The sequence below is a fragment of the Morganella sp. Je.2.23 genome, assembly GCF_051129855.1.
Classification (GTDB): domain Bacteria; phylum Pseudomonadota; class Gammaproteobacteria; order Enterobacterales; family Enterobacteriaceae; genus Morganella; species Morganella sibonii.
The window spans coordinates 244481-260514 of the sequence record NZ_JBCPSQ010000004.1; the positions used below are offsets into that span (position 1 = coordinate 244481).

A 16034-nucleotide genomic window follows, 5' to 3' on the forward strand; every position below is an offset into this window, starting at 1 on the left:
TTCATTTATTTGATAGCAATCGCTGTTAACCAGTCGTAAATAATTATGATATATGGAGATATTCCGACAACCCGGAGGCTTTGGATGAGCGTAAAAACAATGGCTGTGAATGAACTGGAGCAGTATGGTATCCGCGATGCCGCAGAAATAATCTATAACCCGAGTTATGACTTACTTTTTGATGAAGAAACCCGTCCCGGCCTGACCGGTTATGAACACGGCGTTGTCACCACCAGCGGCGCAGTCGCGGTGGACACCGGTATTTTTACCGGCCGCTCTCCGAAAGATAAATACCTGGTCAGAGATGATCTCACCCGCGATACGGTCTGGTGGGCAGATCAGGGAAAAGGTAAAAACGACAACAAACCCCTGTCACAAGAGACCTGGAACGCCCTGAAAAACCTGATCACCCGTCAGCTGTCCGGCAAGCGTTTGTTTGTGGTGGATGCGTTCTGCGGCGCCAATGCCGATACCCGCCTGAAAGTCCGCTTTATTACCGAAGTTGCCTGGCAGGCACATTTTGTCAAAAACATGTTTATCCGCCCGGATGAAAATGAACTGCATAATTTTGAACCGGATTTCATTGTGATGAACGGTGCGAAATGTGTGAACCCTGACTGGCAGGCACAGGGGCTGAATTCAGAAAACTTTGTGGCATTTAACCTGAGCGAGCGCATCCAGCTTATCGGCGGTACCTGGTACGGCGGTGAGATGAAAAAAGGCATGTTCTCCATCATGAACTACCTGCTGCCGTTACAGGGCATTGCCTCAATGCACTGTTCGGCAAACGTGGGGGAAAAAGGTGATGTGGCTGTTTTCTTCGGCCTGTCCGGTACCGGTAAAACCACGCTGTCCACTGATCCGAAACGTAAACTGATCGGCGATGATGAACACGGCTGGGATGATGACGGCGTCTTCAATTTTGAAGGCGGCTGCTACGCCAAAACGATTAATTTATCAGAGGAAGCAGAGCCGGATATCTATCACGCCATCAGCCGTGATGCGCTGCTGGAAAACGTGGTTGTCCGTCCGGACGGCAGTGTGGATTTTAACGACGGCAGTAAAACCGAAAATACCCGGGTTTCCTACCCTATCTACCATATTGAAAACATTGTTAAACCTGTCTCCAAAGCAGGACACGCCAATAATGTGATTTTCCTGACTGCCGATGCTTTTGGTGTGCTGCCGCCGGTGGCGGAACTGACACCGGAGCAGATGCAGTATCATTTCTTATCCGGCTTCACCGCCAAGCTGGCTGGTACCGAGCGCGGCGTCACAGAGCCGACCCCGACCTTCTCCGCCTGCTTCGGTGCGGCATTCCTGACATTGCACCCGACACAGTATGCAGATGTGCTGGTTAAACGGATGAAAGCGGCGGGAGCAAAAGCGTATTTAGTGAACACCGGGTGGAACGGAACCGGAAAACGCATTTCAATTAAGAATACACGTGCTATCATAGACGCCATTCTTAGTGGGGATATTGATAAAGCAGCGAAACATACGCTGCCGGTCTTTAATCTGGCCATTCCCCGCGAGCTGCCGGGTGTCGACAGTCATATACTCGACCCGCGCAACACATACGATAATGTGGCGCAGTGGCAGGAAAAAGCGGAAGATCTTGCGGGACGGTTTATAACTAATTTCGATAAATATACCGACACCCCGTCAGGTCAGGCTCTGGTCAGTGCAGGGCCTTCGCTGTAAACGGATAACAAGAAAAGTAGTGTGAGCAACACAGTAGCCCCGGGTCAGATGATCCGGGGCTTTCTGTTTTATTGTGCCGGCGGCAGGTCAAACAGCAGAATTTCACTGTCTTCCGCGGCTTTCAGGCTGATTAACGACTCATCCCATACGGCCACACCGTCACTGGTTTTTACCGTCTGACCATTCACAGTCAGTTCACCTTTTACCACCTGGAGCCAGATCATTCGTCCGCTCTGAGGCTGGTAGTCACCCTCTTCACCGGCAGCCAGTGTCCAGCGCAACAGTGTCATGTCCTGAAAGACTTTCAGCGAACCGTCACGGGCATCAGGAGACAGCACCAGCTGGCGTCCGTTCGCCGCATCAAACCGGCGCTGCTCATAGCGCGGGGTCAGACCGGTTTTTTCCGGGATAATCCAGATCTGGTACAGATGCAGCGGATTGTCATTACTCGGGTTGTATTCCGAGTGGCGAATTCCGGTTCCGGCGCTCATAATCTGGAACTCACCGGCAGGTACCTGTTCTTTATTCCCCATGCTGTCCTGATGCTCAACCGCACCACCCAGCACATAGGTCAGAATTTCCATATCTTTATGCGGATGGGTGCCGAACCCCTGGCCTTCCGCGATAAAGTCTTCGTTAATGACCCGCAGGGCGGAAAAGCCCATAAAATCCCGGTCATAGTAATCGGCAAACGAAAAAGTGTGCCAACTGTCCAGCCAGCCGTGGTTGGCATGGCCGCGTTCATTTGCAGGACGTACATAGATCATAATTTTTCTCCTCAATCTGATGAGGTTAAGTTTACGTCCTGCCGGTAATTTCACCAGTAGCCGGGTTTAACGCAAGGATTCAAAAAATTTGAATAAGTGCAGTATCAAACCATCTTCTTCCGGACCCGGGCGGCGGGATAACCGGCAAAGCGTAAAGACGCTGACACATCCCTGCCGCTTCACACTTTCCTTTTTTGCCGATTAATCCCTTATGTACTTCAACTCTGTCAAAAACAGAAAAACAGAAAAACAGGAAAACAGGAAAACAGGAAAATGAATCTGCTAAATCATCCGGTTTGTGGCAAGGCGGCGAAGTGAGGATATCCCCGGGAGCATACATCAGTATGTGACCGGGGTAGCCGAACAAAGCCAACACAGCCACAGGCCGGAGGATGACGCAGAAAAGCCAACGCACCTGCGGCGCGAATGGCCCCGGGGAAAAAGGGAAAAAAAAAAGCCAGCACTGGGCTGGCTAAATAAACACTGGAAGCAATGTGAGCAATGTCGTTCTTTCATCTGAACCCTGAAGGTGGTCATCTGAAAGTGATTTGATGATAATGGTTCTCAGTATCATTTGTAAAGCACTTTTTGCTCAATATTTCATATAATCACTGATGTTTTCTGTTAACCCACTGATACCGTGATTTATTTTAATAAAATTAAATAATTCCATAGGGTTATCATGGATTAAGCATCCGGCGAAAACGGCAGTGCCTGCGCACATGCCCACGCTGAACTCCATGCCCACTGGAAGTTATAACCACCAAGCCAGCCGGTGACATCGGTCACTTCACCGATAAAATAAAGACCGGGCACATCACGGGCTTCCATGGTTTTGGAGGAGAGCACCTGTGTATCCACGCCGCCGAGCGTCACTTCCGCTGTCCGGTAGCCTTCTGTACCGTTCGGCTGCACCTGCCAGTTCTGCAATTTTTCGGTGATCTCCTGCTGTGCGGCTTTGGATAACTGATTCAGGGTGATATCCGGCAGATCCCCGGTTGCCTGTAAGCACTCCGCCAGCCGTTTTGGTAACAGCTTCGCCAGCGCATTACGCAGGCTCAGATTCGGGTGTTTTTCCCGCTGCACGGTGAAGAACTCCGCCAGATCAGTGCCCGGAAGTAAGTTAATACTCACATACTCCCCGGGATGCCAGTAACTGGAAATCTGAAGAATTGCAGGGCCTGACAAGCCACGATGGGTAAACAAGATATTTTCAGCGAAACGGGTGCCGTCCTGTGCGGTAACGGTAGCAGGTACTGCCACACCGGACAGTGTCTGTAAGGCTTCCAGCAGCGGTTTATGCAGCGTGAAAGGCACCAGCGCGGCACGGGTCGGCAATACCGGCAGGCCGAACTGCTCCGCGAGACGGTAACCCAGCGGAGTCGCACCCAGTCCCGGCATCGATAATCCGCCGCTGGCCACCACAAGTGAGTGAGCACTCACAACTTTTCCGTTCACCGTCACACAGAAGTCGTTGCCCTGTTTCTGCACGTCCGTCACTTCACTGCGCAGGCGGATAACCACGTTCCCTTGTTCACACTCCGCCAGCAGGAGATCAACGATCTGCTGTGCGGAATCATCACAGAAAAGCTGACCGAGGGTTTTTTCGTGATACGCAATCTGATATTTCTGCACCAGGGCAATAAAATCCCACTGTGTGTAGCGGGCAAGCGCTGACTTACAGAAATGCGGGTTTTTGCTCAGATACGCCGCCGGTTCGGTATAAAGATTGGTAAAATTACAGCGCCCGCCCCCGGACATCAGGATTTTCCGCCCGGCTTTTTTGCCGTTATCCAGCACCAGCACCCGCAGTCCGCGCTGCCCTGCCTGCGCGGCACAGAACAGCCCGGCGGCACCCGCACCTATTACAATCGCGTCAAACTTTTCCAAAATAGTGTTCTCTGTGTCTTAAAATGTGGAGAAATTCCGATAAATGTCTTAAATTTGTCATGATGATTAAATCGGGCCTGAAATTTATTATTTCCAATAAAGGAGACTAATCCGATGATATACAAGGATTAATAATTCCTTAAGCTGATTTGATAAAGGTATCAAATCAAAAAAAGGCCATATTTCACTTCCCCGTGACGCATTTGTCGCTGATAATGCGCCGCGTTCATGTCCAACAACTGGCTTAACGTCTATGCTACATCTATTTACAGGCCTGGAATTTCACACCGGCCTTTTATTAGTACTGGCACTAATCTTTGTGCTGTTTTACGAAGCCATTAACGGCTTCCATGATACCGCAAACGCGGTAGCAACTGTTATCTATACCCGTGCAATGCGCGCGCAGCTTGCTGTCGTCATGGCGGGTGTGTTTAACTTCCTCGGGGTACTGCTCGGCGGTCTGAGCGTGGCGTATGCGATCGTGCATCTTCTGCCCACGGACTTACTGCTGAACGTCAGTTCGGCCCATGGTCTTGCCATGGTCTTTTCCCTGCTTCTCGCCGCTATCATCTGGAACCTGGGCACCTGGTACTTCGGTATCCCGGCCTCAAGTTCTCATACCCTGATCGGCGCCATTATCGGGATCGGCCTGACCAACGCGATTGTGACCAACAGTTCCGTGGTTGATGCGCTGAATATTCCGAAAATGATCAGTATTTTCCTTTCTCTGATTCTGTCACCGCTGGTCGGCCTGGTCATTGCCGGATTAATGATCTGGTTCCTGCGCCGCTACTGGAGCGGCACGAAGAAACGCCGCCGTATCCACTTAACACCGGCAGAACGTGAGAAAAAAGACGGCAAACGCAAACCGCCTTTCTGGACGCGTACCGCCCTTATCCTTTCCGCAGTCGGCGTCAGTTTCTCACACGGCGCAAACGACGGGCAGAAAGGTATCGGTCTGATTATGCTTGTTCTGATTGGTGTGGCACCTGCCGGCTTTATGGTGAATATGAATTCCAGTGATTATGAGATCGCCCGTACGCGCGATGCCGTGGTCAACCTGGAGCAGTATTACACCACCCACAGGGAAGCACTGGCGCACGCCATTGAGCTGACACCGGCACTGAACACTGAGAATACCGTTCTCAATGAGCAGTTCCACTGTGACAGCTCGCGTACCGGTATCGTATTGAGACAGGCTCAGGATCTGCTCGGTAATATTCATACCTATGATGACTTATTACCGGAACAGCGCAGCCAGATGCGCCGTCTGCTGATGTGTATTTCGGATACCGCCGCAGAAGTGGCGAAATTACCGGAAACCAAACCGGAAGATGCGCGTTTCCTGAAACGTCTGTCCAATGACCTTCTGAATACTGTTGAGTATGCCCCTATCTGGATCATCATTTCTGTCGCACTGGCACTCTCTCTGGGTACTATGTTCGGCTGGAAACGTGTTGCAGTGACTATCGGTGAGAAAATCGGTAAGAAAGGCATGACGTACGCCCAGGGCGTGTCTGCACAGGTCACCGCGGCTGTCTCCATCGGTGTGGCAAGTTATACCGGGATGCCGGTGTCCACCACCCAGGTGCTCTCCTCTGCGGTGGCAGGTACGATGATTGTTGACGGTGGTGGTGTTCAGACCAAAACCATCAAAAACATCATGCTGGCCTGGATTCTGACACTGCCGGTGTCTATCGTGCTGTCCGGCGTACTTTACTGGATCTCTCTGCAAATCATCTGACCGCAGATTGCCATCCTCTGAAACTGAAAAGCCTGACACATGTGTCAGGCTTTTTTTCGTATCCGGTTATCCCTTACGGCCAGATAATCATCATCAGCAGTGAAGCAATGACAATGCCGCATATCGCACTGATCATGGTGAACTGACGACGGATGCGTTCACAGCGTAAAACCACTTCAGGATCATGATGAGTGAGATATTCCCGCTGGTTGATATAGCGGATAAGGCGCAGCTGTTTCTGCCACTGAGTGTGGTCAGTGAACGCATGATTACCGCCGACAGCATGATACAGCAGCGGGTCGCTGTCACGCAGGACAGAAAGCAATGCCCGGGTGGATGAATAAAACCGGATCATGTTAATCAGACAGAGAAAACATAACGCCCAGAACAGTGTAAGTATACTGAACATAATCCACTCCTTAGACTATCTGCGGAGAAAGGACCGGTGATATCAGTGTCTATCACATCATACTGACAGTATTTTATGTATTCAGTATGGACAATGCTGTGAAGTTCCACAAACTCTCGTATTCTTTCACGATAATCTCCTGAAAATATCCGTTTTGCCACTCTCATCCTTGTGAGAAGTGTGCAGACTGGTATATCTTATAAATCAGACATTCTCTGCTGCTGATAAAAGCATTGAGTTGTGATCCGCATTACACTCTTTAATGATATTAAGCAGTTATAGTATTCATAAAGGATAGCGGCGCAAGCCCTGCCAACCCCTTAACCCTTTGAACGGAAGGAGTTTCTTATGGCATATAAACATATTCTGGTCGCAGTCGATCTTTCGCCTGAAAGTGAAGTGCTGGTAAGCAAAGCAGTTTCCATGGCAAAACCTTACAACGCCAAAGTTTCTCTGATCCACGTTGATGTCAATTATTCTGACTTATACACCGGACTTATCGATGTAAACCTGGGTGATATGCAGCAGCGTATTACTGAAGAAACCAGTAATTCACTGAAGAATCTGGCAAAAAATTCCGGTTACGAGATTCAGGAAATGCTCAGCGGCAGCGGTGATCTCGGCCAGGTATTAGTCGATGCCATCAGAAAATATGATATGGATCTGGTTGTCTGCGGACACCACCAGGATTTCTGGAGCAAACTGATGTCTTCCGCCCGTCAGCTGATTAACACCGTTCATGTCGATATGTTAATTGTTCCGCTGCGGGATGATGATAACGCATAATCATCTGCTGAAAAATTATTCATCTGAAATGCCTGCTTATGCAGGCATTTTTTTTGGCTGAAAATGCGGCAGCCGGATCAGTGAAAAAGGCCGTCAATGAATTTTTTTTGTTATATATGAAAAAAACAGCTTGAAAACAGGATATAAACAAGAGATAAATTCAAGTGGTAAATGCAAACACATCTCACATTATTCGAAAAATAAAACAAAAATGTTCGGGATACCTCACAAAGTAACGTAACCCGATATCATTCGTGTCACAGATATGCCGTACGCAGAAATATTCCGGAGAACCTGCCCCGGGAGACAAGTGTGGCCTGCATAACTGCTGCATGAAATGAGAAGGGCATGACAGACAGGAAATCAACATGAGTAACTTTATCTCTTTGGAATCGTTTCTGGAAAGTGTTCAGCGCCGTGACCCGTCACAGCCGGAATTCCTCCAGGCCGTGCGCGAAGTCTTCTCCACACTGTGGCCGTTTCTTGAAAAAAATCCGCAGTACCGTGATCAGAATCTGCTCGCCCGCTTTGTTGAGCCGGAGCGTGTGATTCAGTTCCGCGTGACCTGGGTTGATGATCAGGGTCAGGTGCAGGTAAACCGCGCATGGCGTGTGCAGTTCAGCTCAGCCATCGGCCCGTTTAAGGGTGGCATGCGCTTCCATCCGTCCGTGAACCTCTCCATCCTTAAATTCCTCGGCTTTGAACAGACACTGAAAAATGCCCTGACCACACTGCCGATGGGCGGCGGGAAAGGCGGCTCTGATTTTGATCCGAAAGGCAAAAGTCAGGGTGAAGTGATGCGTTTCTGCCAGGCACTGATGACCGAACTGTACCGTCATCTGGGTGCGGATACCGATGTACCTGCGGGTGATATCGGCGTCGGCGGCCGTGAAGTCGGCTACATGGCGGGGATGATGAAAAAACTGTCCAACAACACCGCGTGTGTGTTTACCGGCAAAGGTCTTTCCTTCGGCGGCAGTCTGATCCGTCCGGAAGCCACCGGTTACGGGCTGGTTTACTTCACTCAGGCCATGCTGGAACGTCACGGTATGAGCTTCGGTGGTATGCGTGTTGCGGTTTCCGGCTCCGGTAACGTGGCACAGTACACTATCGAAAAATGTCTGTCGCTGGGTGCGAAAGTGATCACCGCATCTGACTCCTCCGGTACTGTCGTCGATGAAGACGGTTTCACCGCCGAAAAACTGGCGCGTCTGACCGAAATCAAAGATCGTTACGGCCGTGTGGAAGAGTATGCAAAAGAGTTCGGACTGGTGTATCTGAAAGGTCAGACTCCGTGGGCTGTACCGGTGGATATCGCCCTGCCGTGCGCCACTCAGAATGAGCTGGATCTGGCAGATGCGGAAGTGCTGATCAAAAACGGTGTTAAAGCCGTGGCGGAAGGCGCAAACATGCCGACGACTATCCCGGCAACCGATGCCTTCCTGGCCGCAAATGTGCTGTTTGCACCGGGCAAAGCCGCGAATGCGGGCGGCGTGGCAACATCCGGCCTGGAAATGTCACAGAACTCCGTCCGTCTCGGCTGGAAACGTGACGTGGTGGATGAGCGTCTGCATCACATCATGCTGGATATCCACAATGCGTGCGTTGAGTACGGCAGTGAGGAAAAACAGACCAACTATGTGCAGGGTGCGAATATCGCCGGCTTTGTAAAAGTCGCTGATGCCATGCTGGCGCAGGGTGTGCTGTAAGTCTGTAAACTGTTACTGAACAATGTCACAGTGCCGAAGGGGGTATGACAAGCGGGAAGTCTCACTTGTTACCCCTTCGCGAAACGGGAACTGCCCTGTCCCCTTTTCAGATATTATTCAGTGTTATCCCTCTGCTTTCACGCAGGGATAGATATCAAAACGATGATTTTTTGTCTCAACCGCCGCCGCAGCTTTCTGCCCGGCTAACGGCTCCGCATAATCCGGCCGTTTCACCACCACACGACGGGTTGCCAGCGCCAGTGCAGGCGCCAGCAGAAGATCAGCATCCTCATCCGCGCCCACCAGCGACTGAAACACCCGCATTTCTTTCTTCACCAGCGCGCTTTTCTGCCGGTGCGGATACATCGGGTCAAGATAGACCACATCCGGCGGTGGTGTGATATCCGCCAGCGCATCAATCCCGGACGCATGGATAAGGATCATCCGCTCCTGCATCCATTCACCGATTTCACTGTCCCGGTAAGCCCGCTGTAAACCATCATCCAGCAGTGCCGCAACGACCGGATGGCGTTCAATCATCCGTACCCGGCAGCCCAGCGACGCCAGAACAAACGCATCACGTCCCAGACCGGCTGTTGCGTCCACCACCGACGGAAGATACGATTTTTTAATCCCGGCAGCCTTTGCCACCGCTTCACCGCGCCCGCCGCCGAAGCGGCGCCGGTGTGCCATCGTTCCTCCGGCAAAATCCACACGGATCCCGCCGAGCTTCGGTTCATCACACTTACGCAGCTCCAGCCCTTCCGCCGTCAGCACCAGCGCCATCAGCGCGGTATCGTCATGTTCCAGACCCCACCGCGCCGCCAATACATCAAGGGCGCAGCTGTCTGCGCCCTGTTCACACTGTAAACGAATCTTCACGTATTACCCGTTGATTCCGTAGCCTTTTAACATCGCATCCAGTTCCGGCTTACGGCCGCGGAAGCGCTCAAACAGGACCATCGGCTCTTCCGAGCCACCCCGGCTGAGAACGTTATCCAGGAAAGACTGCCCGGTCACCGGGTTGAAAATGCCTTCCTCACTGAAGCGGGAGAATGCATCCGCTGCCAGCACGTCCGCCCACAGGTAGCTGTAGTAACCGGCTGCATAACCCCCGGCAAAGATATGACTGAAGGCATGCGGGAAGCGGTTCCACGGCGCAGCAGGCACCACAGAGACTTTCTCTTTCACAGACAGCAGTGTCGGCATTACCTGCGCACCGGTTGCCGGGTCATATTCCGCGTGCAGACGGAAATCAAACAGCCCGAACTCCAGCTGGCGCAGAATAAACATCGCAGACTGATAATTCTTCGCCGCCAGCATATTATCGAGCAGTGACTGCGGCAGCGGCTCACCGGTTTCATAGTGACCGGAGATAAAGGCCAGTGCCTCCGGCTCCCAGCACCAGTTTTCCATAAACTGGCTCGGCAGTTCGACCGCATCCCACGGCACACCATTGATACCGGAGACATCCGCCACATCAATCTGTGTCAGCATATGATGCAGGCCGTGTCCGAACTCATGGAACAGTGTCAGCACTTCATCATGGGTAAACAGCGCCGGTTTGCCGCCGACCGGTTTGTTAAAGTTACAGGTCAGATACGCGACCGGTTTTTGCAGTGAATTATCTTTATGGCGCATACGACCGATGCAGTCATCCATCCACGCCCCGCCACGTTTGTGCTCGCGGGCATACAGATCCAGATAGAAACTGCCGCGTAATTCACCGTTCTTATCAAATAAATCAAAGAAACGAACATCCGGATGCCAGGTTTCCACCCCGAAACGCTCTTTGGCGGTGATCCCGTAGATCCGGCGGATCACTTCAAACAACCCGCTGATCGCTTTCTCTTCCGGGAAATACGGACGCAACTGCTCATCACTGACCGAGAACAGATGCTGTTTCTGTTTGTCGGCAAAATAGGCCATATCCCACGGCTCGAGTTTATCAACGCCGTAATGTTCTTTGGCAAAGGCCGCCAGCTGAGCGACTTCCTGCTCACCCTGATGATGAGCGCGTTCCGCCAGATCATTCAGGAAATCCAGCACCTGCTGCGGGTTTTCCGCCATTTTGGTGGCAAGGGATTTTTCCGCGTAGTTTTTAAAGCCGAGTAACTGTGCCAGTTCATGACGCAGCGCCAGGATCTCCGCCATCACACTGCTGTTATCCCACTTGCCGCCGTTCGGCCCCAGCTCGGAAGCACGGGTGCCGTAGGCTTCGCTCATCTCTTTGCGCAGTTCGCGGTTATCCGCGTAAGTCATCACCGGCAGATAGCTCGGCATATCCAGGGTAAACAGCCAGCCCTTCTCACCTTTGGACTCTGCCAGTGCCTGTGCAGCAGCAACCGCACTCTCCGGCAGACCGGCCAGCATGCTTTCATCAGTAATGAGCTTGCTCCAGCCCATAGTTGCATCCAGCACATTATTGCCGAACAGCGAACCCAGCTCAGACAGACGGGCCGAAATCTCACCGTAGCGCTTCTGTTTCTCCGGTGGCAGACCAATACCGGATAACTCAAAATCACGCAGGGAATTTTCCACTGACTTGCGCTGTGCCTGAGATAATGATGCAAACGCAGGGCTGTTTTTCAGTGATTTATACGCGTTATACAGCCCCTCATGCTGACCCATCCAGGTACTGAACTCAGACAGCAGAGGCAGACACTGCTCATAGGCTTCGCGCAGTTCGGGGCTGTTTTTGACCGAATTCAGATGACCGACCGGCGACCAGACACGGGATAATTTATCGCCGGCTTCCGCCAGCGGAACACACACATTTTCCCATGTAAAATCAGGTGCATGACTCACCACCTGCTCTACCGTCTGACGATAATTATCCAGCGTTTCTTTCACCGCAGGCACAATACATTCCGGATTGATGGCAGAAAATGCCGGTAACTGATTCTGGGTCGGGGTAAGCAAAGGGTTCATCATAAACCATCCTGTTGGCTGCTGGTGCACGTCCGCCGCGGCGCACATACACATGAAAAATGAATACTGAAACTCTCTATAAGATGGGGACACACACCGGCAAGTTCAATGATTTTTCGTGTTATTAAGCTGATTAAAAATCATTCCCGTAAAAAATCGCACGATACTGATGTACCTCAAAGGAAAAAACGAGAGAGAACTTTTGAATCCCTGCCGGAAAGCGTATACTGTGCAACCTCAAAACGGAAGATCATCGTCCCCGGTGGGGCGGCCGGACTTCAAATCCGGTTGGGGCCGCCAGCGGTCCCGGGCAGGTTCGACTCCTGTGATCTTCCGCCAATCAAGTTCAATATACCTCCACAAAGCTCAAGTAATCCCTTATAATACCTAATATTAATACACTCACCAGTCTCCTGATGTCAACCAAGGTCAACCTACATCAATAGGTTTTTGGGGGCATATCAGGGGGCACTAAAAATTAACCCCAAAATGAGGTGCCCCCAATGACATTAACCGCCCGTCAGGTAGAGACTGCAAAGCCTAAAGAGAAGTCATATAAACTCTTTGATGGTGGCGGTTTATACCTTGAAGTTACCGCTAAAGGCTCACGCTACTGGAGAATGAAGTATCGCTTTGGTGGTAAAGAAAAAAGATTAGCTTTTGGTGTTTTTCCTACCGTGACACTTGCTGAAGCACGTGAAATGAGAAACCAAGCAAAAAAGGTACTCGCTGCTGGTGGAGATCCGGGAGAAGTCAAAAAAGAAGAGAAGGCGATTCAAAAGCTCAGTACAGGAAATACTTTTGAAGCCATTGCCCGTGAATGGCATAAATCGAAAGCCGATCGCTGGTCACTGCGTTATCGAGACGAAATCATTGATACCTTTGAAAAGGATATCTTTCCTTATATTGGTAAACGCCCAATAGCGGAAATCAAGCCGTTAGAGCTGCTGGAAACGCTGCGTAGGATGGAGAAGCGCGGTGCCTTAGAGAAGATGCGTAAAGTCCGTCAGCGCTGCGGAGAGGTTTACCGATACGCGATTATCACGGGCAGAGCTGAATATAATCCCGCCCCAGATCTGGCAACAGCGCTTACTCCACCGAAGAAACAACATTTTCCATTCTTAACCGCTGAAGAGTTACCTTATTTTCTGAAGGATTTAGCTGGGTATACAGGCAGTATAATCACCAAAACGGCGACTAAAATTATTTTGCTGACAGCGGTACGGACACAAGAACTCCGTTTTGCTCGTTGGCAGGATATCGATTTAGAAAAAGGGATTTGGGAAATTCCGGCTGAAGTGATGAAGATGAAGCGACCGCATGTTGTGCCATTATCAAAACAGGTGATCAAGCTGTTTAACTCACTCAAACCACTATCAGGGCATTATGAGCTTGTCTTCATAGGTCGTAATGACCACAGAAAGCCGATCAGTAAGGAAAGCGTAAATCAGGTTATTGAGTTGTTGGGATATAAAGGTCGGCTAACAGGGCACGGCTTCCGCCACACGATGAGTACGATTTTGCATGAGAAAGGATATAACTCGGCATGGATTGAGACTCAGCTTGCACATATCGATAAGAATGCGATCCGTGGCACGTATAATCATGCTCAGTATATGGATGGACGCAGAGAAATGATGCAGTGGTATGCAGACTACATGGATGAGTTGGAGAGCAGTTTGGATAATGTTGTTAATGTGAATTTTAAGTAATATTTAATAGCCATCTTTACGCCTGAACGTAAAGATGGCTATTCCTGTATATTTTAATTTTTTATAAAAAATATATAAGATATCTAAGTAATATGAATGAAGATCTCTGGAAATAAATGTGACCTTTTGTTGGGATATTTATAATACCACTCAAAAATAATTTATTATTTTTCAACTATACTTTAAGTTCAATATAAATGTGGCAGCCTTTGCCTGATAACATTATGTTGCAGCAAACCAGTACCCCCTTGTTGCAAAGGAAATCAGACCACTGTTGCAGGTAAGCGGATTATTTCTGTATCAGTACAATGATGGCTAAAGGATTTCAGCATCTATGTACCTCTTGCTGAGTCACTACCCCCGTTATATAAAGATTAATTTAGTATTAGATACATATCTTAATTTTCTCCTTTTATGTATGCAATATAATTTTTGGACAGTGGATGTGAAAGATTGTGATTTTGTGCACCAATGATTTCAGCTATGATCGTCTGATAACCAGCTATCCATGCCTTATCGGTGGATTTAGCCTTTTGATGGTTGAGATTAAACATCAATTGCTCCATAGCTTCTTTATTTTCCCAATAATAATTGTTAATGAGCCGTCCAGAATTCTTATCTGTGTAACTTTCCATCCCAGCAAAACCAGGTAGCAAAACTGCAAAGTCTTCAATTTTCTTATCCAAGATATAAAATTCATCATCATATTGATTTTTCTCAAAAATAAAACTTGTTAAAAACATAGCACCTCCAGTTTATATGCTTATTTATTCATATCCAGCTCAGCTTTAGCCATTCCATATAAACATAATTACAAAATAAATATTCCTTCGGTTCATTTCAATGAGCTTGGTCAAATATTTCACTAAATAACCACTGAGTATATTATATATATAATACACATAAACAAAAAAAGAAATATATATAGAGAAATAAATATTACATAATAATTCTAATTAAATATTTTTATAAAAAAATCAATTCGTTACTCAAAGTAAATAATAAAAATTATGTTTATATAATGAAATGTGTTTTATACCAGATTTAAAAACTTGAGCCATATCTTAAAAAACAAAAATTCAAATCAAAAATGTTATTTTAAAACAAAAATGTTATTTATTATGACTGTACTTAATGTAATTATTAGGTATCCATTATCAGGATATAATGACGTAATAAAAAACACTAATATCAATTGCGAGGATTTATGAAAATTAATACTATTTGTGTCCATTCAGGAAATAAAGATGATGATACATATGGTGCTTTGCACACCCCAATTTACTTAACAAGTAACTACCGGATACCAACTGATGGAACACCAGTGGACTGGAGTGGTGTTCATTCAAATATTTATGCCCGAAACAGAAATGTGAACCAATCTGTTTTAGAGGATAAATTAAAAGAAATTGAAGGAGCGGAAGATTGTGTCACACTGGCAAGTGGTGTTGCTGCATTACATTCTGTGTTTGCAACACATTTAAAACATGGTGACCATGTCATCTGCTCTCAGGTCTGTTATAGTGCAGTTAATATTCTGTTTCGTGACATCTTACCTGAACAGGTAGGTGTTGAAGTCAGTATGGTTGATACTCGGGATATTGAAATAATCAGAGCAAGTATAAAGTCTAACACAAAATTAATTCATATTGAAACTCCGGGGAACCCTACAACTGGAATTAGTGATATAGCAGAAATTTCTAAATTAGCAAAAGAAAATAATATATTATTATCTGTTGATAATACATTTGCATCTCCTTTATATCAAAAACCATTATCTTTAGGTGCTGATTTAGTGGTACACAGCATGACAAAATATATTAATGGTCATGGTGATGCACTGGGTGGTTGCGTATTAGGTAGCCATGAGTTGATAGAAGATATTAAATTAAAAGCTATGGTTAATTTTGGTGGTATCATTAGTCCATTCAATGCCTATTTAATTAATAGAGGCTTGGTGACACTTCCTCTCCGTATGAAGCAACATTCCGAAACTGCAATGAAAGTTGCTGAATTTTTATCAACACTGCCATTTGTGAAATTTGTTTACTACCCAGGGTTAAAATCTCATCCGCAACATGATATTGCCTGTAAACAAATGACAGGTTTTTCAGGTATGATAAGTTTTGCATTACATACTACTGAAGAAAAGGTTAATTATACATTCCTTGATAATCTATCTCTTATTTCACATGCAGTTTCACTAGGTGATGGTGAAACATTGATCGTGTATAATGATAAATCATCAGAAAAACTGCCGTACTACCCAATTGAATTTCATGATGGATTTTTCCGCCTTAGCATTGGATTAGAAGATGCGGATGATTTAATTAATGATTTTAATAATGCATTTATTAAATGTAATTTAAAATAACATATATA

The 16034-nt window shown here is 47.9% G+C and carries 12 protein-coding genes and 1 tRNA gene; 7 read left to right on the forward strand and 6 right to left on the reverse strand.

Translation table 11 applies throughout. From position 1 onward, the window contains the following. Positions 1–84: 84 nt before the first annotated feature. Entirely contained in the window at positions 85–1704 is a 1620-nt protein-coding gene (pckA, locus tag AAZR23_RS15055; RefSeq protein ID WP_218427110.1) for a phosphoenolpyruvate carboxykinase (ATP), read from the forward strand. A 68-nt stretch (positions 1705–1772) separates the two neighbouring features. Here pckA and AAZR23_RS15060 read toward each other — a convergent pair whose 3' ends face one another. Further along, the gene (locus tag AAZR23_RS15060; RefSeq protein ID WP_434693501.1) at positions 1773–2471 is read right to left on the reverse strand and encodes a pirin family protein; all 699 of its coding nucleotides are present in this window, start codon (positions 2469–2471) and stop codon (positions 1773–1775) included. A 687-nt stretch (positions 2472–3158) separates the two neighbouring features. Next, on the reverse strand, positions 3159–4361 hold the full coding sequence (locus tag AAZR23_RS15065) for an NAD(P)/FAD-dependent oxidoreductase (RefSeq protein ID WP_434693503.1): 1203 nt from the start codon (positions 4359–4361) through the stop codon (positions 3159–3161). A 253-nt stretch (positions 4362–4614) separates the two neighbouring features. On the opposite strand from AAZR23_RS15065, the gene pitA reads away from it, so the two are divergent. After that, positions 4615–6105 (forward strand): inorganic phosphate transporter PitA, encoded by a 1491-nt coding sequence (pitA, locus tag AAZR23_RS15070; protein WP_046895323.1) that lies wholly within the window; start codon positions 4615–4617, stop codon positions 6103–6105. Positions 6106–6178: 73 nt separating this feature from the next. On the opposite strand, the gene uspB is transcribed toward pitA, so the two are convergent. Then, entirely contained in the window at positions 6179–6514 is a 336-nt protein-coding gene (uspB, locus tag AAZR23_RS15075) for a universal stress protein UspB (RefSeq protein ID WP_166706776.1), read from the reverse strand. 348 nt (positions 6515–6862) lie between these two features. Between uspB and uspA the strand changes: the two genes are divergently transcribed. Together uspA and gdhA are read left to right on the forward strand one after the other, a co-directional pair. Then, the gene (gene uspA / locus AAZR23_RS15080; protein ID WP_004904570.1) at positions 6863–7300 is read left to right on the forward strand and encodes a universal stress protein UspA; all 438 of its coding nucleotides are present in this window, start codon (positions 6863–6865) and stop codon (positions 7298–7300) included. Positions 7301–7668: 368 nt separating this feature from the next. After that, entirely contained in the window at positions 7669–9009 is a 1341-nt protein-coding gene (gene gdhA, locus AAZR23_RS15085) for an NADP-specific glutamate dehydrogenase (protein WP_166706775.1), read from the forward strand. A 123-nt stretch (positions 9010–9132) separates the two neighbouring features. Here the strand turns inward: gdhA and rsmJ are convergent, their stop codons facing one another. After that, positions 9133–9891 carry a 16S rRNA (guanine(1516)-N(2))-methyltransferase RsmJ gene (gene rsmJ, locus AAZR23_RS15090; protein WP_046895320.1) on the reverse strand — a complete coding sequence of 253 codons (759 nt, stop codon included), beginning with the start codon at positions 9889–9891 and terminating at the stop codon, positions 9133–9135. 3 nt (positions 9892–9894) lie between these two features. After that, entirely contained in the window at positions 9895–11943 is a 2049-nt protein-coding gene (gene prlC, locus AAZR23_RS15095) for an oligopeptidase A (RefSeq protein ID WP_283623283.1), read from the reverse strand. Between the two features lie 241 nt (positions 11944–12184). Here prlC and AAZR23_RS15100 point away from each other — a divergent pair. Next, positions 12185–12279, forward strand: a tRNA-Sec gene (locus AAZR23_RS15100). A gap of 164 nt (positions 12280–12443) precedes the next feature. Further along, positions 12444–13652 (forward strand): tyrosine-type recombinase/integrase, encoded by a 1209-nt coding sequence (locus AAZR23_RS15105; protein WP_243828359.1) that lies wholly within the window; start codon positions 12444–12446, stop codon positions 13650–13652. Positions 13653–14050: 398 nt separating this feature from the next. On the opposite strand, the gene AAZR23_RS15110 is transcribed toward AAZR23_RS15105, so the two are convergent. Beyond that, entirely contained in the window at positions 14051–14395 is a 345-nt protein-coding gene (locus AAZR23_RS15110) for a hypothetical protein (protein WP_434693508.1), read from the reverse strand. A 464-nt stretch (positions 14396–14859) separates the two neighbouring features. Between AAZR23_RS15110 and AAZR23_RS15115 the strand changes: the two genes are divergently transcribed. Beyond that, entirely contained in the window at positions 14860–16026 is a 1167-nt protein-coding gene (locus AAZR23_RS15115) for a trans-sulfuration enzyme family protein (RefSeq protein WP_434693510.1), read from the forward strand. The last annotated feature ends 8 nt before the right edge of the window (positions 16027–16034 follow it).